The 24,221-nt window shown below is 47.9% G+C and carries 9 protein-coding genes; 4 read left to right on the top strand and 5 right to left on the bottom strand.

Features of this window, described 5'->3' with window-relative positions; all coding sequences use genetic code 11:
• Window positions 1-31: 31 nt before the first annotated feature.
• The gene (locus tag OL444_RS18530; protein ID WP_264730795.1) at window positions 32-637 is read right to left on the bottom strand and encodes an HD domain-containing protein; all 606 of its coding nucleotides are present in this window, start codon (window positions 635-637) and stop codon (window positions 32-34) included.
• Window positions 638-955: 318 nt separating this feature from the next.
• Here OL444_RS18530 and OL444_RS18535 point away from each other — a divergent pair, with 318 nt between their 5' ends.
• The gene (locus OL444_RS18535; protein ID WP_264730794.1) at window positions 956-1,933 is read left to right on the top strand and encodes a cation diffusion facilitator family transporter; all 978 of its coding nucleotides are present in this window, start codon (window positions 956-958) and stop codon (window positions 1,931-1,933) included.
• A gap of 95 nt (window positions 1,934-2,028) precedes the next feature.
• Here the strand turns inward: OL444_RS18535 and OL444_RS18540 are convergent, their stop codons facing one another.
• A complete protein-coding gene (locus OL444_RS18540) occupies window positions 2,029-3,240 on the bottom strand; it encodes a serine hydrolase domain-containing protein (RefSeq protein WP_264730792.1) in 1,212 nt (403 codons plus the stop codon).
• A 315-nt stretch (window positions 3,241-3,555) separates the two neighbouring features.
• On the opposite strand from OL444_RS18540, the gene serA reads away from it, so the two are divergent.
• The 3 genes from serA to OL444_RS18555 all read left to right on the top strand — a co-directional run bounded on the left by serA (window position 3,556) and on the right by OL444_RS18555 (window position 7,522).
• Window positions 3,556-4,791, top strand: coding sequence for a phosphoglycerate dehydrogenase (serA, locus tag OL444_RS18545; RefSeq protein WP_264730791.1), 1,236 nt, complete (start codon window positions 3,556-3,558; stop codon window positions 4,789-4,791).
• 382 nt (window positions 4,792-5,173) lie between these two features.
• Entirely contained in the window at window positions 5,174-5,935 is a 762-nt protein-coding gene (locus OL444_RS18550; RefSeq protein WP_264730789.1) for a hypothetical protein, read from the top strand.
• Between the two features lie 36 nt (window positions 5,936-5,971).
• A complete protein-coding gene (locus OL444_RS18555; protein WP_264730788.1) occupies window positions 5,972-7,522 on the top strand; it encodes a S41 family peptidase in 1,551 nt (516 codons plus the stop codon).
• 144 nt (window positions 7,523-7,666) lie between these two features.
• On the opposite strand, the gene OL444_RS18560 is transcribed toward OL444_RS18555, so the two are convergent.
• From OL444_RS18560 to OL444_RS18570, 3 genes are all read right to left on the bottom strand, one after another.
• Complete coding sequence (locus tag OL444_RS18560; protein ID WP_264730786.1) at window positions 7,667-7,828, bottom strand: hypothetical protein; 162 nt, start codon at window positions 7,826-7,828, stop codon at window positions 7,667-7,669.
• A 44-nt stretch (window positions 7,829-7,872) separates the two neighbouring features.
• Complete coding sequence (locus OL444_RS18565; RefSeq protein ID WP_264730785.1) at window positions 7,873-8,196, bottom strand: hypothetical protein; 324 nt, start codon at window positions 8,194-8,196, stop codon at window positions 7,873-7,875.
• Window positions 8,197-8,582: 386 nt separating this feature from the next.
• The gene (locus OL444_RS18570; protein WP_264752031.1) at window positions 8,583-24,221 is read right to left on the bottom strand and encodes a T9SS type B sorting domain-containing protein; all 15,639 of its coding nucleotides are present in this window, start codon (window positions 24,219-24,221) and stop codon (window positions 8,583-8,585) included.

Below are 24,221 nucleotides of genomic sequence, written 5' to 3' on the forward strand. Positions count from 1 at the left end.
GGCAGCAATTTAAGCGGAAGCTGTGAAATTGTCAAATAGCTACAGCTTGTTCCGGGGGAAGGGTCATGTGTTGCAGCAGATACTGCCGGGTTCTTGCTTTCATACGGGTTACATCTTCCGGTAATACCGGTACCTCCGTTATCTTACCCATATCATCCCATATCCGGATCTGAATATATTGCTGATAAAAGGGATCACTGCGGAATATCGCGGCTTCTTCCTCACTCATCGGGCCTCCCTGGTATTCCAGGGTTTGTTTGCTGGCCTCCGACAGGGTATCGTAGTAGGCACTGTCAATGGAGGTGAGGTAACGCTTGGCGGCAACATGGCTGGCTACCAGGCTGATTAACTTCTCAGGGAAGCCGCATTCGCGGAGGAAGGCGCCTCCCAGGTCGTCGTGGGCCTGCGTACCGTAAACGCCCATCTGGGTTTCTTCCTCAAAGAAATGGCCGATATCATGCAGGAAAGCTGCCAGAATCATTTCGTCACTGAATCCCGTATTTTCTGCGATCAGGGCACTTTGCATCATATGCATCAGCATCGTCACATTTTCACCGTATTCCAGATGACCATGGGTAGCGTACAGGTTAAAAATCTTATCGGCAATGGCGGTCGCTTGTAATTCGTGTTGGTCCATTTTCGTGTATTGTTAGACGTTACTACTGCAGCGGAGGTATCATGATCACTCGTGAGATGGATGCTGTTGGCATTACCGCAGAAGCATGTATGAACCGTTGTCAGTATTTTGAGGGCATAGTTATGTATGCGGCTATTAATATCGGTAATTCGTCAGCAAAAGGTGTTACCGCAACATTAAGTTTTTGTTAGGTAAAAAGGGAGATCATATCCGGTAGGGAAGCACCTTGTTTTCAAGTGGGATTAACCGGCAGGAATCGCTGGCTGAAAATAATAATCCATTACCTTTGGGCTTTACAACAATATCAAACATAAACGATTGCTAAAAAGAGAATTGCGCGTCATCCTGGTGTCGCTGATCGTTAGTTTCATCCTGACCGCTGCAAAGTTTGCAGCCTACTTCATGACCCATTCCGTGGCTATTTTATCGGATGCCCTGGAATCTATTATTAATGTCATTGCAGGTGGCTTTGCCTGTTACAGTATTTATCTGGCCGGACAACCCAAAGATGCCAACCATCCTTATGGACATGGTAAGGTGGAATTTTTTTCCATTGGCTTCGAAGGCGCCATGATCTTTATTGCCGGCCTGCTGATTCTGTTCAAGGCGGTACAGTATTTCATTACCCCACGGGTGCTGCATGAAATGGTAAACGGTTTGTGGGTAGTAGGCGCCACCACCATTGCCAACCTGTTCTTAGGACTGTATCTGCTCCGCTCAGGTAAACAGTTATCGTCGATTACGATCAGTGGGAATGGCCAGCATATTATGACGGATGTTTACAGCAGTGTGGGGCTGATGGTGGCTTTGGCCATTATTCAGTTTACCGGCTGGAACTGGCTGGATCCGGTGGTTTCCGTATTAATGGGATCCCTGATTCTGGTGAAAGGATATCAACTGATGCGGCGTTCCATTTCCGGTCTGATGGATGAAACGGATATGAAGACGATTGACCGGATCATTGACATCCTGGTGGCCAGCCGCCGGGAAAACTGGATTGATGTACACAATATGCGGGTGCAGCAATACGGTAATAATTACCACATGGATTGTCATGTTACCTTGCCTTATTATCTCTCGCTACATGAGGCACATGAAGAAATGAAATGCATTGAACAACTGGTTAATAAAGGGTTTGAAGGAAGTGAGGTAGAGTTTTTCATACACATGGACCCCTGCATTCCTTCCTGTTGCCACTACTGTCTGAAAGAGGCCTGCCCGGTGAGGGGAGATGCTTTTAGGGGTAAGATTGACTGGACCCGCGCCAATGTGCTGCCTAACCGGAAACATGGATAACCATACTTTATTGTCATAAAAAATCAGGAGCAGTGATACGGATTAATCATCTTCCGTTAGCTGCTCCTGATTCTTTTTATGGATACCTGAAAATATTATTCTTCTCCTGCTTCTTCACCATCACCATGTCCCAGGATTTCCCGGACTGGTTTCACCGCCTGGTAGATACTGCGGTTATATTTATTGCCTAAAATAATCAGGGTAGTAGTGTCTTGTACAAAACGATAGAATACCGTATTGTTACCATGCCACCAGCCATTGTGATATACAATGTTTTTGGTGCTGTCAGGATACACCATTAAACGCCATCCCAATCCGTAGTTACGGATGCCTGGTTTCTCGTGGCTATAGGGGCTGTAAGCTGCCCGTAGTATGGTATCGCCCAACAGGTGGCCGGAGTAGAGGGCCTGATCCCATTTCAGCATATCGCGTGCACTGCTGTAAATACCTTTGTCGCCCATGACGCCATCAAAATAAGTATCTGGTTCCGCCTGGCCATTGTACTTATGGCTTTGCGTCTGATGTGGTCTTACTGCAGATGACGGATCATATACAAAGGTGCTGGTCATGCCCAGCGGCTTGAAGAAGGTTTGTTGCATGAAGTCGGCGTACTTTTGTCCGCTTACTTTTTCTATGATCGCTGCCAGCAGCAGGTAATTGGTGTTGCAATACTGGAAGTGGGTATTGGGCAGGTGCTGAATGGGCGGCTTATGCGCTTCCATCAGCCGGATCACTTCATTGTTGGTAATAAAGCGGGAACGGTCTTCCCACAGACTGTCGCAGAAATACAGGTAGTTGGGCAAACCACTGCGGTGGTTCAGCAACATCCGTACATTGATGCCTTTATACGGAAACTCCGGGAAGAAGCGCTGGAGGGAATCTTCGAGGCTGAGTTGTTCTTTTTGTATGAGCCACAATGCGGCAGCACCGGTAAAGGTTTTGGAAACAGAGGCCAGCTGAAAAGAGGAGCTATCCATGATTTCAGATTTGGTCCGGAAGTTCTCCAATCCATGATAGGCTTCAAAAAGGATCACGCCTTTTTTAGCCACCAATATGGCGCCGTTAAATCCTGCCCGTAAAAGTTTCGTGTTGTAAAATGCCTGCAACTCCCGCTGTATCTGCACAGTGCGGGGCGATTTCAATATCGCTTCCTTTGCTGCGGCCGACAGGCCGAGCGTATAAAGTGAACTATCGGTAGCTTGTTTTTTTCTCTTTGCTGCCTGGCGGGCTGCATTACTCTGGCAGCTGGTGATAAAGGCAAATCCTGTTATTGTTAAGATGATACTTACTGCTTTCAAGCGCTTCATTACTGGGTATGTGTCTGCGTATTAAAATTCAATGACTCCTAAAATCAAAGCGCTAAATTTATAATCAAACTGCTTGTCTGCCAAATAAAAACCCATCATTCATCTGCATTTAAGGCATTTTTAAGCCCGGATGCTAAACAAACTTTAAAAAACAGACCTGTGAAAGGTGTTTTTTTGATAAAAATCGAATTTGGTTATACTGGTGTTTGATAATTCCCGAACATCGAGTAGGTTTGTGCCTTGTTTTTCCCCGCGTATCCGCAATTATTAAGCCAATTGCACTATTGAAATATACATATAATTCATTATAATATTATGGATCAGCAAAAGTCGACAAGTTATCCGAAGGAGAAAATCAGCATCTTACTGTTGGAAAACATCAGCGATACCGCCGTAGCAGAATTTACGGCAGCGGGATATAATGTCCGCAAGTTAGCCGGTGCGTTAAGTGAGGAAGAGCTGATAAAGGAAGTGAAAGAAGTACATCTGCTGGGTATCCGTTCAAAAACCCAGGTAACACGGAAGGTGCTGGCAGCCGCAAAGAAACTGCAGGCCATCGGGTGTTTCTGTATCGGCACCAATCAGGTAGATCTGAAAGCTGCTACGCAACATGGTGTAGCCGTTTTTAACGCCCCTTATTCCAACACCAGATCGGTAGCGGAACTGGTAATAGGGTTATCGATTATCCTGATCCGCCGTATTGTAGATAAAAATGCGGCCGCACATAATGGTATCTGGATGAAAGAAGCTACCGGCAGTTATGAACTGCGTGGTAAAACTTTGGGCATTATCGGATATGGCAACATCGGCAGTCAGGTAAGCGTACTCGCAGAAGGACTGGGGCTGAATGTGATCTATTATGATGCCGAAACCAAACTGCCTTTAGGCAATGCGGTACAGTACCGCACGCTCAAAGAAGTTTTTGAACAGGCAGATATTATCTCCCTGCATGTGCCTTCCAACAAGGCTACTGCAAATATGATCAACCAGGAAACCCTGAGCTATGTTAAGAAAGGCGCGATCTTCCTGAACTATGCCCGCGGAGAAGTGGTAGACCTGGAGGCACTGAAAGATGCCCTGGAAAGCGGACAGTTATCCGGTGCTGCTATTGATGTATTTCCTGTAGAGCCGGAAAAAAACGGCGCTGCTTTCAATACACCCCTGCAAAAACTCTCCAATGTAATCCTGACGCCACACATCGGCGGCAGCACGGAAGAAGCGCAGCATAATATTGGTCTCGACGTGAGCAGTAAAATGCTGAATTACCTGGAGAAGGGCGCCAGCTTTGGTTCACACTCTGTTCCGGCCATCAGTGTACCGCCTATTGAAAATACACATCGTATCCTGCACGTGCATGAGAACGTACCAGGTGTATTATCTGCTATCAATACGGCATTATCTGAAAATAAAATCAATATCCTCGGTCAGTATCTGAAAACCAATGACCAGATTGGTTATGTAGTATTGGATGTGGACAGGCAGCTGTCGCAGGAAGCAGCGGCATTGCTGAAAAATGTAAAACATACGATCAAGACCAGGTTACTGTATTGATCCCGGATACTTTCCGGTATAGTGCGCCTGTCGCCACCCAAACAACCAGGAATAAATTGCCTGTTGTAGGGTGGAGGCAGGCGTACTGCGTTATGATCGGGCAGGAGGGATGGGGGTAGTGTGCAGGGCTGCAACACTACCGGAATAACCGATGTACGGCGCTAAAACATAGTGGAATGCGGGAAATATACCGACTGGCCGCCCCGGCCACCTGCAGCTCAAACAGGCAGGTCTGCCTGTAATGATGACCAACCCCGAATGCGTAATTCCTGTTTCATCTGTTTTTACGGCCCATTCAACGATTCCCGGTTTTTTATACATTTTTAATTCTCATCTTTCAGTTTTCTTTGCTAACCTTGTGGTGCAACAGAAAACCGCACACATGAAAATGAACAAAGCGTTGGTAACAGGAACGGTCCTGATGACCGGTATCCTTTATAACCTACACACCTTTGCACAAGACAGCGACAGTAATAAATGGGCGCCAGCTGAAGTGAAAATAGACGGACAGTTAACAGAATGGCCTAAGCCGTTACAGTTTTATAATAACGTGACCAAACTATTTTATACCATCGCCAACGACCAGGAGCAGTTATATGTTGTGGTGAGTGTGCCCGACCAGCAAAGCCAGTTGAAGATTATGCGTTCCGGTATTACCATCACTGTGAATGCTACCGGAAAGAAGAAAGGAGGCGCCTCCGTGACGTTTCCATTGACGGCTGAAGCAGCGGCAGCAGCGCCGGATGTACCCGAAGCCTCCCGCGCACTGATTGCCGGTGAACTGAAAAAACAGATCCTGGCCGGCGTTAGAGAAATACAGGTAGACGGATTTGAAGGGATACCAGCAGGTAATATTCCTGTGCAGAATCAATATGGTATCCGTACTGCCTCTTCCTTTGATGCTGCAGGCAACCTGATATGTGAACTGGTCATTCCTTTGAAAACGGCGGGAATTGCACCCGGAACAGATAAACCGATTGCTTACCGTTTTAAAGTGAATGCCCTGAAAAAAGATGATAAAAAAGAACAGCGGCCACCGCGTGCACAGGGCCAGCCAGCCCCGATGCCAGGTGAAGGACCGGATACCTTCGCGTTGTTCTATTCTGCAGATTTCTGGACCAGACAAACACTGGCTACCCATTAAAGTGCTATCCGGTTTTAAATAGTCTTAACCAATGTTATGCATAAAAAACTATTTACTACGGGAACCAAAGCTATCCTCACAGGTATAGCCTGTGCTGCCCTGCTGGCAGCCTGTAAAAAAGGAAACGACGGTGGAAGTCCTGCAGAAGGGGTAGCGGAAGATACCCTGAAATATCTGACCTACCAGATTATGCAGGTAAGCTATGCAGATGGGGGCAGAAATGCCGCGGCGGGACTGCCTACTTATTATTGGTATGGCAAAGTGCCGCAGCTCAATCCGCTGGACAGCAAGTACCCTAATGCGGATACCCTGCTGGCGCGGATGAAGGAATATGCGATCAATCCTGCTACCAACCAACCCTTTGATCATTACAGTTTTCTGGATAGGGATGGTTCGCTGACCAACCGGCTCATGAATGGTATTTCTTCCCAGACTTTCGCTGCAGGCAGTGGAGGATATGGTTTAGACTACGGGCTGGGAAAAGATCAAAACGGTAAGATACACATCTACGTATTGTATGCCGATAAAAACAGCCCTGCCGGACAAAAAGGTATCACCCGCGGATGGGAAGTGACGGCTGTAAATGGCACGACGGTTTTCAATGAATCACAGGTCACTTACAACATGCTGAATGAGGCCTTCTTTTACAGCAGCAGTATTATCCTGGGCCTGAAAAAACCAAACGGAGAAACGACTACGGCTACTTTGAATACCGGTTCCTATGCGATCAATCCGGTATTGTTTGATACGGTATTTACGGTGAAGGATAAACCTGTTGGATATTTTGCCTTGTATACCTATTCCAGTGTCATTAATTCAGATGGTGCGGCTACCGCCACGAAAACCGCATTGGATGAAACTTTTGCCAAATTCAAAGCCAGGGGTATTACCAATCTGATTGTAGACCTGCGGTATAACGGTGGCGGTGCTACGAATACAGCCGAATACCTGGATAATGCCATCGCACCTGCTGCTGCGGCCGGAAAGCTGATGTATACCAGCAAATACAATGATAAACTGACGGAGCATTTGTCTACGGTAGGACTGAAGGCTTCTGTAAATTTTGCGGCTGCTACCGGCGGTTTAAAACTGGATCATGTATTTTTTATTACCACCGGTAATACTGCCTCCTCCAGCGAACTGACGTTGAACAACCTGGATCCGTATATGGATGTGAAACTGGTAGGCGAAAAAACCTACGGCAAACCTGTGGGCTTCATCGATTTTACTATCTCTATGTATGATGCTTCCCACAATAAAAAATACCTGGCCGATCTTTATGCCATTAACTTTGAAACGTTCAATGCCAATGGAAAAGGAGGCTACTATACCGGTATTGATGTGGATGCCCCAGCCGTGGATTATGTAAATGTGCCATGGGGAAATACAGACTACGACGACAATCTGTTAAAGATTATTTCTTTTCTGGAAACAAATTCCTTCTCCGGCCAACGTGCTGCGAAGGCCCGTATTGCTGCTGCCAATGATCAGCTGCGGGTGGCTATTCCCGGAACCCGTACCCAACATGGATTTAACGGTATGGTGAATTATGAAGTCAGTAAAGCGGTATCCCGTTTCAACCGATAATAATGAAGTTATTTTGATACCCGGTCAGGTGACAGACGTGTTGTAGTCTTTACCTGGCCGGGTATCTTTTTTAGCGGATCAGTATAGCATGATGGCAGCTGATGCCGATATGGGCACGTTGCTGATATAAACTACCCTGGTACATCATTGTAACCCCCACATGTAATCATTTATTTCCGGATCAGCTTTACAGTTGTCTGCTGATAAACAATCGTATCCTGCCCTGTTACTACCAGCTATCCTGCAGCGTCTCCAGCCGGTAAGGATGTTGCCGCCGGCATTTTCTTTCCGCCGTTTTCTTTTCATTATAGGTTAATAGAGAGACATGTCGTCTGCTACCAACCTGATTTTCATTCTTTACACGCCTTGTTATTAGAGGAGGCAAGCGAAACGCAGACACGTGCAAACGGTGTGGCAGGCAGCTGATACTGATCACACCAATCAGATAAATCAGGGGATAACGTCAGCGTATCAACACCGCCCAATACAAAGGAAGTACCGGTATGATGTGTGACCTCAAAAGCCATAGCGGCAGTATGCGCCGGGTAGGAGATGAGTCCACTCGTCACCATTGCCTGGTTGTTCTCTTTAAAATCAATCTTCACCCGCAGGTGGTTAGGTATTGTGGCCGTTGCACCAAATGTAAACGTTACCGGGTATCTGTACTGTTTCAAATATTCCTGGATCTATTTACCGCTATATAAGTGCCCGCTTTCCGCACCGGATACAGCAAAGTACCGTTGTCGATAAAACAGAAAAATAAAAGCAAATGATAAGCACAAAACTATCCTGCATGGTTAAACGTAGTCGTAGTAGGGACTGCAGGATAGGGACGGGTGGGCATAGGCGGTTGTGCTGAATGAAGGTTTCACAAACAACAACCGGCATAATACTTAAACATCTCTCTAAAATTTAAAAACAATCATCATCAACCCACGACAGTCATCTGCCGGCAGGCAGATGAAATAAAAACACCGGTGAGTGAATCCTATAAAAGCAAAACGCATAACAGGCGTAGCCCGCTATGCGTTTTGCTTTATTCCTCCCGAAGGGGAGCTTGTTATCTTACTACGGTCACTTCTCCTTTGAGAACATTGGTAGCGCCGCCGGCTACTTTTCTGTAGGTAAGCCACCAAACATAGGTGCCTACATCTACCGGTACGCCTTTGTATTTACCATCCCAGCCTTTGTGGTCATCGGATGTCATAAAGATCAGTTCGCCCCAGCGGTTGAATACGCGCAGTTCGTAGTCGAACATAGCGCCTCTTACTACCGGTCGGAAGACATCATTACGTCCGTCGCCATTTGGAGAGAAGGCATTTGGTAATTCCGGTTTAGGTTCGCAGTAAACCACATCTACTGTGATGTCGTCGGTAGCGGAACCGCAATCGTTGAATACGGTTACCGTATAGGTGCCACCGTTAGACACGGTCAGTGATGGTCCTGCAGAACCGTTATCCCAGCGTACACCTGTGATGTTACCGCCTTCTGCACGTAAGGTGAGTGTTTCACCTTTACACAGGGTGGTATCTCTACCCAGGTTTACTTTTGGTAATCCGGTCATGTTTACATTTACGCTGTCAGTATAGATACGCTGGCAGAAGCGATCCATTACCGCCAGTTTGTATTTGCCAGCCTGTGTAACGGTTTTAACCGGGTTAGGGTCGCCGTCATTCCACAAGTAGGAGATCGCATCCGGATTGGTTCCATCCAGTACTACAGATCCTCCCGGACAAATATTCCTGTCTGGTCCCAGATCCAGGTTCAGGGTCGGTTTCGCCCGTACATTAACGGTTTCCTTCACCACGCAGTTGTCTCTGCTTACAGACACCCAGTAGGCGCCTGGCTGATTTACCACGATGGAGTTGGTGGTTTCACCTGTCTGCCATTGGATACGGCCGCCGTTAGAGGTAACCGTGAGCATGATAGACTGATCAGGGCAGATCGTCGTATCGCGGGTCAGGCTGATATCTGGTGGCGGATTTACGCGTACTTTAACGGTATCGATGGTGATACATCCGCTCTTCATCACTTTAACCCAGAACTCTTCCTGTGTGCTTACCAGTATGGAAGAGGAGGTAGATCCTGTACTCCACAGGTATTGTGCACCATTTACATAAGCATCCAGTTTAACGGACTGGCCACGGCAGATAGTCGTATCCGGAATGTCTACCAGCGGTGTTGGCACCAGGCTTACCTCAATGGTATCGGTAGTTACACACTGGCCGTTGCTAACGCTCACCCAGTAGGTGCCTGCAGTAGCCACATTGATCCGTTGTGTGGTAGCCCCGGTAGACCATTTGATCTGGTAGGCGAAGTTAGCCGCACCTGCATCCAGTACCAGGCTGTTGCCACCACAAATCGTAGTGTCGTTGCCCAGTTTCACCACTGGTTTCTGGATGTAGGTCAGGTGGTAGGTCATGGTATCGGAAGAACAACCGGTCTGACCGTCTGTTACGATGAATGAAGCACTTGTTGCACCATTCAGGTTAAACACATTACTGGTTTGTGTATACGGTAATCCTTTTACCGCATTGGCAGGCGTAACGCTTACCAGGGTGTACGTTGGTTTGCTGACATTGCCGGTTGTCTGCAGGGTAATCATCGGATTATCCGAGCAATTAGACGGCAGGGTAGCGGTCAGCTGCGGTTTGTCGCAAGGTTTAACGATCACCTGTTGGATCACATCATTGGCCTTATTGCCGCATGCATCCATGATAGTCCATCTTCTCACAATGGTATAACCTTTACAGATGTCTTTCACATACGGATCTTCACTATAGATCGCTTTCTTAGGGAAGCTGTAGTCGCAGTTGTCTGTAGCTGTTAATACCGGCGGAGCAGGGATCTCATCCTGGCAATAGATAATCACATCAGCAGGAGCAGGGCTGATAACCGGTCTGGTGGTATCCTTCACGGTTACTACCTGTGTCATGATGGTCGTGTTGCCACAAGCATCTTTTGCTTCCCAGGTTCTGATGATGCGGTAGTTGTTTACGCAGGCGCCAGGGATTTTTTCAGTACGGATAGAACGTGTCAGCGTGAGGCCGTTGCCGGTTGTGCTGCAGTTGTCCGTTACTTTCACATTGTTGGCTGGTGCAGGAATATCATCACAGCTTACGGTGGTATCTGCCGGAGGCGCTACCACAAATACCGGTTTAGTGGTATCCTGTACGGTGATGGTTTGTTGCATGAACGCTTTGTTGCCACATTCGTCTGTCGCGGTCCAGGTACGGATTTCTTTGTAGTTACCCGCACAGGCGCCAGGTACGGTTACTTTCCGTGTACCAGTGACTACCTGGATGTTGGCGCTGCAATTGTCGGTAGCTGTAATGACCGGCCATGCAGGCACCTGATCGCAATTTACGAGGGTGTCTTTAGGCGCAACAGCAGAGAATACCGGTTTGGTAGTATCCTGTACTGTGATGTGTTGTTCAAAGGTTGCGCGGTTGTTGCAATCATCGGTAGCGGTCCAGGTACGGATAAAGGTGTAGCTGTTTACGCATCCCGGTTGCGTTACCCGTGGCGCATCTGTATAGGTAATCTTCACATTGGCAGCCGGAGAACAGTTGTCTGTAGCTACTACTGGTAATTTATCCAGGTTGGCTACTTTATCACAGTCTACAGTGGTATCGGCTACCGGTTTCACGGTGAATACCGGTTTGGTGGTATCCTGTACGGTTACACGCTGGCTGATGGTAGTAGCGTTACCGCAACCATCGGTGGCCACCCATGTTCTGGTAAAGGTATAACCGTTGGCACAACCAGGAGTCGGCACTTTGGCTGATTCGCTGTAAGCTACCTTAATATTACCGGCAGGAGTACAGTTGTCAGTTACCGTGTATTTCACATCTGCAGGAGCAGGAACTTTATCACAATCTACTGTAGTATCAGCAACAGGTTTCAGTGTGAATACCGGAGCTGTTCTGTCTACTACCGTTACATTTTGTGAGATGCTTGTTTTGTTACCACAACCGTCTTCCGCTATCCAGGTACGGATAAAGGTATAGGCGTTGGCACAACCAGGTGTTGGCACTTTGGGTGATTCGCTGTAAGTCACCTTGATGTCGGCTACCGGTGTACAGTTGTCTGTTACGGTGTACTTCACATCGGCCGGAGCAGGTACTTTATCACAGTCTACTGTGGTATCCGCTGCTGGTTTCAAGGTGAATACCGGTGCAGTTCTGTCTACTACGGTTACGTTTTGTTTGATCGTAGTGGTGTTACCGCAACCATCGGAAGCTACCCAGGTACGGGTAAATACGTAGGCGTTGGTACAACCCGGTGTCGGCACTTTCGGTGTTTCGCTGTAAGTAACGGTGATCTGTGCTGCAGGCGTACAATTGTCGCTCACAGTGTATTTCACGTCATCTTTAGCAGGTACTTTATCGCAATCCACGGTGGTATCCGCCGCTGGTTTCAGGTGGAATACCGGTGCTGTTCTGTCAATTACAGTTACGTTTTGTTTGATCGTAGCACTGTTGCCGCAACCATCTTCTGCCACCCAGGTACGGATGAAAGTATAAGCGTTGGCACAACCAGGAGTATTGATCTTAGGTGATTCACTGTAGGTCACCTTAATTTGACCGGCAGGGGTACAGTTGTCGCTTACGCTGAACTTCACATCTGCCTCTGTTGGTACTTTATCACAATCAACGGTGGTATCCGCCGCTGGTTTGAGATTGAATACCGGTGCTGTTCTGTCTATCACATTTACTACCTGTGTGATCGTAGTTGCGTTGCCACAACCGTCGGTTGCTATCCAGGTACGGGTGAATGTGTAGGCGTTGGCACAACCAGGTGTATTCACTTTCGGTGATTCGCTGTACGCTACTTTAATATTAGCTACCGGAGTACAGTTGTCTGTTACCAGGAACCTTACCTGAGATGGGGTAGGTACCTTGTCACAATCCACGGTTGTATCAGCCGCAGGTGTCATGGTGAATACAGGCGCTGTTCTGTCTACTACGGTTACATTCTGTTTAACGGTTGTTGCATTGCCACAACCATCAGTAGCTATCCAGGTACGTACAAAGGTGTAAGCGTTGGTACAGCCGGCAGTTGGTACTTTCGGCGACTCGCTGTACGTTACTTTGATGTTGGTCACTGGTGTACAGTTGTCTGTTACTGCATATTTCACATCAGCCGGGGTAGGTACCTTGTCACAATCCACGGTCGTATCCGCCGCAGGTTTCAGGGTAAATACCGGTGCTGTTCTGTCTACCACATTTACTTTCTGTTTGGTGGTAGCACTGTTGCCACAACCGTCGGACACCACCCATATACGGGTAAAGGTATAGGCATTGGCGCAACCCGGCGTTGGCACTTTTGGTGTTTCGCTGTAATCAATTTTGATGTTCGCAGGGAGACAGTTATCTGTTACGATGACGATTACATCCTCTTTGGCCGGTACCCTGTCACAATCTACGGTAGTATCAGCCGCAGGTTTCAGGAGGAAGGTAGGAGGCGTTCTGTCTACCACGCTTACATTTTGTTTGATGGTAGTTGTATTACCACAACCATCCGCAGCTACCCAGATACGGGTAAAGTTGTAAGTGTTGTTACAGCCTGGCGCCGGTACTTTCGGTGTTTCACTGTAGGTAACCTTGATATCACCAACCGGTGTACAGTTATCCGTTACAATGTATTTCACGTCAGCCGGATCAGGTACTTTGTCACAATCCACAACGGTGTCAGCGACTGGTTTGTAGGTAAATACCGGTGCGATGTTATCTATTACCGTCACTTTCTGGCTGGTTTCAGCCGTGTTGCCACAGGCATCAGTTGCGGTCCAGGTGCGGGTGAAGGTGTAGGCATTGGCACAACCCACTGTTGGAATTTTCGGTGAGTCGGTGATTTTTACCTGAATTTTTGTTACTGGTGTACAGTTGTCTGTTACACTGAATTTCACATTGGCCGGAGCAGGTACCTTATCGCAATCGACGGTGGTATCTGCCGCTGGTTTCCAGGTGAATACCGGTGCGGTTTTATCCTGTACGGTTACTTTCTGGCTGATCGTAGCTGTGTTACCACAACCATCTGCCGCTACCCAGGTACGGGTGAAGGTGTAACCATTCGGACAACCCGGTGTCGGTACTTTTGGTGACTCGGTGTAAGTTACCCTGATGTTCGCTACTGGCGTACAGTTGTCTGTCACGGTGTATTTCACATCAGCAGGAGCAGGCACCTTATCGCAATCCACGGTAGTATCCGCGGCTGGTTTCAGGCCAAATTCCGGTGCTTTGTTATCTATCACGGTCACTTTCTGGCTGATGGATGTTTTGTTACCACAACCATCTTCTGCCAACCAGGTGCGGGTGAAGGTGTATGCATTGGCACAACCTGCAGTCGGTACTTTTGGTGATTCGGTATAGGTCACTTTGATGTTGGCTACCGGTGTACAGTTGTCTGTAACGGTGAACTTCACATCAGCAGGAGCAGGTACCTTGTCACAATCTACCGTCGTATCAGCCGCTGGTTTCAGTCCGAATACCGGTGCTGTTCTGTCTACTACGGTTACATTCTGGGTAATGGATGTTTTGTTGCCACAACCATCAACAGCCAGCCAGGTACGGGTAAAGGAGTAGGCGTTGGCACAACCTGCTGCAGGCAGCTTCGGTGTTTCGCTGTATACTACTCTGATATCGCTGGTTGGTGTACAATTATCTGTTACTACCAGTTTGATATCTTCTTTAGCAGGTACTTTATCGCAATCTACCGTGGTATCTGCTGCTGGTTTCAAGGTGAATACCGGCGCAGTTCTGTCTACTACGGTCACGTTTTGTTGAATGGTGGTTGCATTACCACAACCATCTTCCGCTACCCAGGTACGGGTAAAGGTATAAGCGTTGTCACAACCGGCAGTTGGTACTTTCGGTGATTCGGTATAGGTTACCTTGATACTTCCTACTGGTGTACAGTTATCGGTAACGGTAAATTTCACGTCATCTTTGGTCGGTACCTTATCGCAATCTACAGTCGTATCAGCCGCTGGTTTCACACCAAATACCGGTGCTGTTCTGTCTATCACATTTACTACCTGTTTGATGGTAGCTGTGTTACCACAACCATCGGCAGCCACCCATGTACGGGTGAAGGTGTAGGCATTGGCACAACCTGGTGTGTTTACTTTTGGAGACTCGCTGTAAGTCACTTTAATATTACCTACCGGCGTACAATTGTCTGTAACGGCATATTTCAGGTCACCGGCCAGTGGTACTTTGTCACAGTCTACGGTGGTATCCGCAGCTGGTTTCAGTACAAACTTCGGTGCTTCATTATCTACCACAGTCACTTTCTGGGTGATGGTAGCAGTGTTACCACAACCATCTGCCGCTACCCATGTACGGGTGAAGGTATATGCGTTGGCACAACCTGCAGTCGGTACTTTTGGAGACTCGGTATACGTTACCTTGATGTTGGCTACCGGCGTACAGTTGTCTGTAACGGTGTATTTCACATCTGTTGGCGTCGGCACCTTATCGCAATCTACGATGGTATCTGTCGCTGGTTTCAGGGTGAATACCGGTGCAGTTCTGTCTACTACGGTTACTTTCTGGCTGATGGATGTTTTATTACCACAACCATCTTCTGCTACCCATGTACGGGTGAAGGTGTATGCGTTGGCACAACCAGCAGTCGGCGCTTTCGGTGATTCAGTATACGTCACTTTAATGTTACCCACTGGTGTACAGTTGTCTGTCACAGTGTATTTCACATCAGCAGGCGCAGGTACTTTATCACAATCTACCGTTGTATCAGCAGCAGGTTTCAGACCGAATACCGGTGCTGTTCTGTCTACTACCGTCACATTTTGAGAGATAGATGTTTTGTTGCCACAACCGTCTTCTGCTACCCAGGTACGGGTGAAGGTGTATGCGTTGGCACAACCAGCAGTCGGTGCTTTAGGTGATTCAGTATACGTTACTTTAATGTTACCCACTGGTGTACAGTTGTCTGTCACAGTGTATTTCACATCAGCAGGCGCAGGTACTTTATCACAATCTACCGTGGTATCAGCAGCTGGTTTCAGCCCGAATACCGGAGCAGTTCTGTCTACTACGGTTACTTTCTGAGAGATAGATGTTTTGTTACCACAACCATCTTCTGCTACCCAGGTACGGGTGAAGGTGTATGCGTTGGCACAACCAGCAGTCGGTGCTTTAGGTGATTCAGTATACGTCACTTTAATGTTACCCACTGGTGTACAGTTGTCTGTTACCGTGTATTTCACATCAGCAGGAGCCGGTACCTTGTCACAATCTACCGTCGTATCCGCAGCAGGTTTCAGCCCGAATACCGGTGCTGTTCTGTCTACTACAGTTACATTTTGGGTGATGGTAGATTTGTTACCACAACCGTCTTCTGCTACCCAGGTACGGGTGAAGGTGTATGCGTTGGCACAACCCGCAGTCGGCGCTTTAGGTGATTCAGTATACGTCACTTTGATGTTGGCTACTGGTGTACAGTTGTCTGTAACGGTGTATTTCACATCAGCCGGAGCAGGCACCTTATCACAATCTACGGTGGTATCAGCGGCAGGTTTCAGACCAAACTTAGGCGCTTCATTATCTACCACAGTCACTTTCTGGGTGATGGTAGCAGTGTTTCCACAACCATCTGCCGCTATCCAGGTCCGGATGAAGGAGTAGGCGTTGGCACAGCCTGCAGTTGGTACTTTAGGCGACTCAGAGTAAGTCACTTTGATATTACCTACCGGTGTACAGTTGTCTGTCACGGTAAATTTCACATCTGCCTGGGTTGGTACCTTATCACAGTTTACAGTAGTATCTGCGGCAGGTTTCAGCCCGAATACAGGTGCAGTTTTATCTACCACAGTAACGTTCTGTGAGATAGATGTTTTGTTACCACAACCATCTTCAGCCAACCAGGTACGGGTGAAGGTATATGCGTTAGCACAACCCGCAGTCGGTACTTTCGGCGATTCGGTATAGGTTACTTTGATGTTGGCTACCGGTGTACAGTTATCTGTAACGGTATATTTCACATCGCCCGGAGCTGGTACCTTATCACAATCCACAGTGGTATCTGCGGCAGGTTTCAGCCCAAACTTCGGCGCTTCATTATCTACCACAGTCACTTTCTGGCTGATGGATGTTTTATTGCCACAACCATCTTCTGCCACCCAGGTACGGATGAAGGAGTAGGCGTTGGCACAACCGGCAGTTGGTACTTTAGGTGACTCGCTGTAGGTTACCTTGATGTTGGCTACCGGTGTACAGTTGTCTGTAACGGTATACTTCACATCCGCCGGAGCAGGTACCTTATCACAATTCACGGTGGTATCCGCCGCAGGTTTCAGTCCGAATACCGGCGCAGTTCTGTCTACTACGGTCACTTTCTGAGAGATAGATGTTTTGTTACCACAACCATCTTCTGCTACCCAGGTACGGGTGAAGGTGTATGCGTTGGCACAACCCGCAGTCGGTGCTTTTGGAGACTCGGTATAGGTCACTTTGATGTTACCCACTGGTGTACAGTTGTCTGTCACAGTGTATTTCACATCAGCAGGAGCCGGTACCTTATCACAATCTACCGTCGTATCCGCCGCAGGTTTCAGTCCGAATACCGGTGCTGTTCTGTCTACTACGGTCACATTTTGGGTGATGGTAGATTTATTACCACAACCATCTTCTGCTACCCAGGTACGGGTGAAGGTGTATGCATTGGCACAACCTGCAGTCGGTGCTTTTGGTGATTCAGTATAGGTCACTTTGATGTTGCCTACAGTGGTACAGTTGTCTGTAACGGTGTATTTCACATCAGCAGGAGCCGGTACCTTATCACAATCCACGGTGGTATCCGCAGCTGGTTTCAGACCAAACTTAGGCGCTTCATTATCTACCACGGTCACTTTCTGGGTGATGGTAGCGGTGTTTCCACAACCATCTGCCGCTACCCATGTACGGGTGAAGGTGTATGCGTTGGCACAACCAGCAGTTGGTACTTTGGCAGATTCGGAGTAAGTCACTTTAATATTACCTACCGGTGTACAGTTGTCTGTCACGGTAAATTTCACATCTGCCTGGGTGGGTACCTTATCGCAATTCACCGTAGTGTCAGCGGCAGGTTTCAGCCCGAATACAGGTGCAGTTTTATCTACCACAGTAACGTTCTGAGAGATAGATGTTTTGTTACCACAACCATCTTCTGCCAACCAGGTACGGGTGAAGGTATATGCGTTGGCACAACCTGCAGTCGGTACTTTCGGCGATTCGGTGTAGGTTACTTTGATGTTGGCTACCGGTGTACAGTTGTCTGTAACGGTGTACTTCACATCGCCCGGAGCAGGTACCTTATCACAATCTACGGTGGTATCTGCGGCAGGTTTCAGCCCAAACTTAGGCGCTTCATCATCTACCACGGTCACTTTCTGGCTGATGGATGTTTTATTGCCACAACCATCTTCTGCGATCCAGGTACGGATGAAGGAGTAGGCGTTGGCACAACCAGCAGTCGGCACTTTAGGTGATTCGGAGTAGGTCACTTTGATATTACCCACTGGTGTACAGTTGTCTGTCACAGTGTATTTCACATCAGCCGGAGCAGGCACCTTATCACAATCTACTGTCGTATCAGCGGCAGGTTTCAGTCCGAATACCGGAGCCGTTCTGTCTACTACAGTTACATTTTGGGTGATAGTAGATTTATTACCACAACCATCTTCTGCTACCCATGTACGGGTGAAGGTGTATGCGTTGGCACAACCAGCAGTCGGTGCTTTTGGTGATTCAGTATACGTCACTTTGATGTTGGCTACCGGCGTACAGTTGTCTGTCACGGTGTATTTCACATCAGCAGGAGCAGGTACCTTATCACAATCCACGGTGGTATCTGCGGCAGGTTTCAGCCCAAACTTAGGTGCTTCATTATCTACCACGGTCACTTTCTGGGTGATGGTAGCGGTGTTTCCACAACCATCTGCCGCTACCCAGGTACGGGTGAAGGAGTAGGCGTTGGCACAACCAGCCGTTGGTACTTTAGGCGACTCAGAATAAGTCACTTTGATATTACCTACCGGAGTACAATTGTCTGTCACGGTAAATTTCACATCTGCCTGGGTGGGTACCTTATCGCAATTCACAGTAGTGTCTGCGGCAGGTTTCAGTCCAAATACAGGTGCGGTTTTATCAACAACAGTAACATTCTGAGAGATAGCTATTTTGTTACCACAACCATCTTCTGCCAACCAGGTACGGGTGAAGGTATATGCGTTGGCACAACCCGCAGTCGGTACTTTCGGCGATTCGGTATAGGTTACTTTGATGTTGGCTACCGGTGTACAGTTGTCTGTTACAGTGTACTTCACATCAGCCGGAGCAGGCACCTTATCACAATCTACCGTTGTATCAGCAGCAGGTTTCAGCCCGAATACCGGCGCTGTTCTATCTACTACCGTAACATTCTGAGAGATAGCTGTTTTGTTACCACAACCATCTTCAGCCAACCAGGTACGGGTGAAGGTATATGCGTTGGCACAACCCGCAGTCGGTACTTTAGGCGATTCGGTATAGGTTACTTTGATGTTGGCTACCGGTGTACAGTTGTCTGTCACGGTGTACTTCACATCGCCTGGAGCAGGCACCTTATCACAATCTACGGTGGTATCCGCAGCAGGAATCAGTCCAAACTTAGGCGCTTCATTATCTACCACGTTCACTTTCTGTGTGAGGGTAGTTTTATTACCACAACCATCTTCTGCCATCCAGGTACGGATGAAGGAGTAGGCGTTGGCACAACCCGCAGTTGGTACTTTAGGTGATTCGGAGTAGGTCACTTTGATGTTACCCACTGGTGTACAGTTGTCTGTCACAGTGAATTTCACATCAGCCGGAGCAGGTACCTTATCACAATTCACGGTGGTATCCGCCGCAGGTTTCAGTCCGAATACCGGAGCAGTTCTGTCTACTACGGTTACATTCTGTGTGATGGTAGATTTATTACCGCAACCATCTTCTGCTACCCAGGTACGGGTGAAGGTATATGCGTTGGCACAACCCGCAGTTGGTGCTTTCGGTGATTCAGTATACGTCACTTTGATGTTGCCTACAGTGGTACAGTTGTCTGTAACGGTGTATTTCACATCCGCCGGAGCCGGTACTTTATCACAATCCACGGTGGTATCCGCAGCTGGTTTCAGACCAAACTTAGGCGCTTCATTATCTACCACGTTCACTTTCTGAGAGATAGATGTTTTGTTACCGCAACCATCTTCTGCCAACCAGGTACGGGTGAAAGAGTAGGCGTTGGCACAGCCTGCAGTTGGCACTTTAGGAGACTCAGAATAAGTCACTTTGATATTACCTACCGGTGTACAGTTATCTGTCACGGTAAATTTCACATCTGCCTGGGTTGGTACCTTATCGCAGTTTACAGTAGTATCTGCGGCAGGTGTCAGCCCGAATACAGGTGCGGTTCTATCTACAACAGTCACATTCTGAGAGATAGCTGTTTTGTTACCACAACCATCTTCTGCTACCCATGTACGGGTGAAGGTGTATGCGTTAGCACAACCCGCAGTCGGTACTTTCGGCGATTCGGTATAGGTTACTTTGATGTTGGCTACCGGTGTACAGTTGTCTGTCACGGTGTACTTCACATCGCCAGGAGCAGGAACCTTATCACAATCTACTGTCGTATCAGCGGCAGGTTTCAGCCCAAACTTAGGCGCTTCATCATCTACCACGGTCACTTTCTGGGAGATAGCTGTTTTGTTACCGCAACCATCTTCTGCGGTCCAGGTACGGATGAAGGAATAGGCGTTAGCACAACCCGCAGCAGGTACTTTAGGAGACTCAGAATAAGTCACTTTGATGTTACCCACTGGTGTACAGTTGTCTGTAACGGTGAATTTCACATCAGCAGGAGCAGGAACCTTATCACAATCTACGGTGGTATCCGCCGCAGGTTTCAGTCCGAATACCGGAGCCGTTCTGTCTACTACGGTCACATTTTGGGTGATGGTAGATTTATTACCACAACCATCTTCTGCTAACCAGGTACGGGTGAAGGTATATGCGTTGGCACAACCAGCAGTCGGTGCTTTAGGTGATTCGGTATAGGTTACTTTGATGTTGGCTACCGGTGTACAGTTGTCTGTCACGGTGAATTTCACATCAGCAGGAGCAGGTACCTTATCACAATCTACCGTCGTATCCGCCGCAGGTTTCAGTCCGAATACCGGCGCCGTTCTGTCTACTACAGTTACATTTTGGGTGATGGTAGATTTATTACCACAACCATCTTCTGCTACCCATGTACGGGTGAAGGTGTATGCGTTGGCACAACCAGCAGTTGGTGCTTTCGGTGATTCAGTATACGTCACTTTGATGTTACCCACTGTGGTACAGTTGTCTGTCACGGTGTATTTCACATCAGCAGGAGCAGGTACTTTATCACAATCCACGGTGGTATCTGCAGCAGGTTTCAGCCCAAACTTAGGCGCTTCATTATCTACCACGTTCACTTTCTGAGAGATAGATGTTTTGTTACCGCAACCATCTTCTGCCAACCAGGTACGGGTGAAAGAGTAGGCGTTGGCGCAGCCTGCAGTTGGCACTTTAGGAGACTCAGAATAAGTCACTTTGATATTACCTACCGGTGTACAGTTATCTGTCACGGTAAATTTCACATCTGCCTGGGTTGGTACCTTATCGCAGTTTACAGTAGTATCTGCGGCCGGTGTCAGCCCGAATACAGGTGCGGTTCTATCTACTACCGTAACATTCTGGGTGATAGATGTTTTGTTACCACAACCATCTTCTGCCAACCAGGTACGGGTGAAGGTATATGCGTTGGCACAACCCGCAGTCGGTACTTTCGGCGATTCGGTATAGGTTATTTTGATGTTGGCTACCGGTGTACAGTTGTCTGTAACGGTGTACTTCACATCAGCAGGAGCGGGTACCTTATCACAATCTACCGTTGTATCAGCGGCAGGTTTCAGTCCGAATACCGGTGCTGTTCTGTCTACTACTGTAACATTCTGAGAGATAGATGTTTTGTTACCACAACCGTCTTCTGCTAACCAGGTACGGGTGAAGGTATATGCGTTGGCACAACCCGCAGTCGGTGCTTTCGGTGATTCAGTATAGGTCACTTTGATGTTACCCACTGGTGTACAGTTGTCTGTCACAGTGTATTTCACATCAGCAGGAGCAGGTACCTTATCACAGTCAACCGTCGTATCTGCGGCAGGTTTCAGTCCGAATACCGGAGCTGTTCTGTCTACTACGGTCACATTTTGGGTGATGGTAGATTTATTACCACAACCATCTTCTGCCAACCAGGTACGGGTGAAGGTATATGCGTTGGCACAACCCGCAGTCGGTACTTTAGGTGATTCTGTATACGTCACTTTGATGTTGGCTACCGGCGTACAGTTGTCTGTCACGGTGTATTTCACATCAGCCGGAGCAGGCACCTTGTCACAATCCACGGTGGTGTCTGCGGCAGGTTTCAGCCCGAACTTAGGTGCTTCATTATCTACCACGGTCACTTTCTGGGTGATAGCTGTTTTGTTACCACAACCATCTTCTGCCAACCAGGTACGGGTGAAAGAGTAGGCGTTGGCACAACCAGCGGTTGGTACTTTAGGAGACTCAGAATAAGTCACTTTGATATTACCTACCGGTGTACAGTTATCTGTCACGGTAAATTTCACATCTGCCTGGGTTGGTACCTTATCACAGTTTACAGTAGTATCTGTGGCCGGTTTCAGTCCGAATACCGGAGCAGTTCTATCTACTACCGTAACATTCTGGGAGATAGATGTTTTGTTACCACAACCATCTTCAGCCAACCAGGTACGGGTGAAGGTATATGCGTTAGCACAACCCGCAGTCGGTACTTTCGGCGATTCGGTATAGGTTATTTTGATGTTGGCTACCGGTGTACAGTTGTCTGTAACGGTGTACTTCACATCAGCCGGAGCAGGTACCTTATCACAATCTACGGTGGTATCAGCCACAGGTTTCAGCCCGAATACCGGAGCAGTTCTATCTACTACAGTTACATTTTGGGTGATGGATGTTTTATTACCACAACCATCTTCTGCTAACCAGGTACGGGTGAAGGTGTATGCGTTGGCACAACCAGCAGTAGGTACTTTGGCAGATTCGGAGTAAGTCACTTTGATGTTACCCACTGGCGTACAGTTGTCTGTCACAGTGTATTTCACATCAGCCGGAGCCGGTACCTTATCACAGTCTACTGTCGTATCCGCAGCAGGTTTCAGTCCGAATACCGGAGCTGTTCTGTCTACTACGGTTACATTTTGGGTGATGGATGTTTTATTACCACAACCATCTTCAGCCAACCAGGTACGGGTGAAGGTATATGCGTTAGCACAACCCGCAGTCGGTACTTTAGGTGATTCAGTATACGTCACTTTGATGTTGGCTACCGGCGTACAGTTGTCTGTTACGGTGTATTTCACATCAGCAGGAGCAGGCACCTTGTCACAATCCACGGTGGTGTCTGCGGCAGGTTTCAGCCCGAACTTAGGCGCTTCATTATCTACCACGGTCACTTTCTGGGTGATAGATGTTTTGTTACCACAACCATCTTCTGCCAACCAGGTACGGATGAAGGAGTAGGCGTTGGCGCAGCCAGCAGTAGGTACTTTAGGCGACTCAGAGTAAGTCACTTTGATATTACCTACCGGTGTACAGTTATCTGTCACGGTAAATTTCACATCTGCCTGGGTTGGTACCTTATCACAGTTTACAGTAGTATCTGTGGCAGGTTTCAGCCCGAATACCGGAGCAGTTCTATCTACTACCGTAACATTCTGGGAGATAGATGTTTTGTTACCACAACCATCTTCAGCCAACCAGGTACGGGTGAAGGTATATGCGTTAGCACAACCCGCAGTAGGTACTTTCGGCGATTCGGTATAGGTTATTTTGATGTTGGCTACCGGTGTACAGTTGTCTGTTACGGTATACTTCACATCAGCCGGAACAGGTACCTTATCACAATCTACGGTGGTATCCGTAGCAGGTTTCAGTCCGAATACCGGAGCAGTTCTATCTACTACCGTAACGTTCTGGGAGATAGATGTTTTGTTACCACAACCATCTTCAGCCAACCAGGTACGGGTGAAGGTATATGCGTTAGCACAACCCGCAGTCGGTACTTTAGGTGATTCGGTATAGGTTACTTTGATGTTGGCTACCGGTGTACAGTTGTCTGTTACGGTGTACTTCACATCAGCCGGAGCAGGTACCTTATCACAGTCTACGGTGGTATCCGCAGCTGGTGTCAGTACAAACTTAGGCGCTTCATTATCTACCACGTTCACTTTCTGGGTGATGGTAGTTTTATTACCGCAACCATCTTCTGCTACCCAGGTACGGATGAAGGAGTAGGCGTTGGCGCAACCAGCGGTTGGAACTTTAGGAGATTCAGAGTAAGTCACCTTGATGTTACCTACAGTGGTACAGTTGTCTGTCACTGTGTATTTCACATCAGCAGGTGCTGGCACTTTATTACAATCTACGGTGGTATCCGCAGCAGGTGTCAGTACAAACTTAGGTGCTTCGTTATCAACCACGTTCACTTTCTGGGTGATGGTAGTTTTATTACCGCAACCATCTTCTGCTACCCAGGTACGGATGAAGGAGTAGGCGTTGGCGCAACCAGCGGTTGGAACTTTAGGAGATTCAGAGTAAGTCAC

Origin of the sequence: Chitinophaga nivalis (assembly GCF_025989125.1) — a bacterium.
Taxonomy (GTDB): Bacteria; Bacteroidota; Bacteroidia; order Chitinophagales; family Chitinophagaceae; genus Chitinophaga; species Chitinophaga nivalis.

Bases quoted from the DNA above. Each gene is read 5' to 3' on its own strand.
- OL444_RS18530 (WP_264730795.1), bottom strand. From the start codon at position 637: ATGGACCAACACGAATTACAAGCGACCGCCATTGCCGATAAGATTTTT.
- OL444_RS18540 (WP_264730792.1), bottom strand. From the start codon at position 3,240: ATGAAGCGCTTGAAAGCAGTAAGTATCATCTTAACAATAACAGGATTT.
- serA (WP_264730791.1), top strand. From the start codon at position 3,556: ATGGATCAGCAAAAGTCGACAAGTTATCCGAAGGAGAAAATCAGCATC.
- OL444_RS18550 (WP_264730789.1), top strand. From the start codon at position 5,174: ATGAAAATGAACAAAGCGTTGGTAACAGGAACGGTCCTGATGACCGGT.
- OL444_RS18555 (WP_264730788.1), top strand. From the start codon at position 5,972: ATGCATAAAAAACTATTTACTACGGGAACCAAAGCTATCCTCACAGGT.
- OL444_RS18560 (WP_264730786.1), bottom strand. From the start codon at position 7,828: ATGAAAAGAAAACGGCGGAAAGAAAATGCCGGCGGCAACATCCTTACC.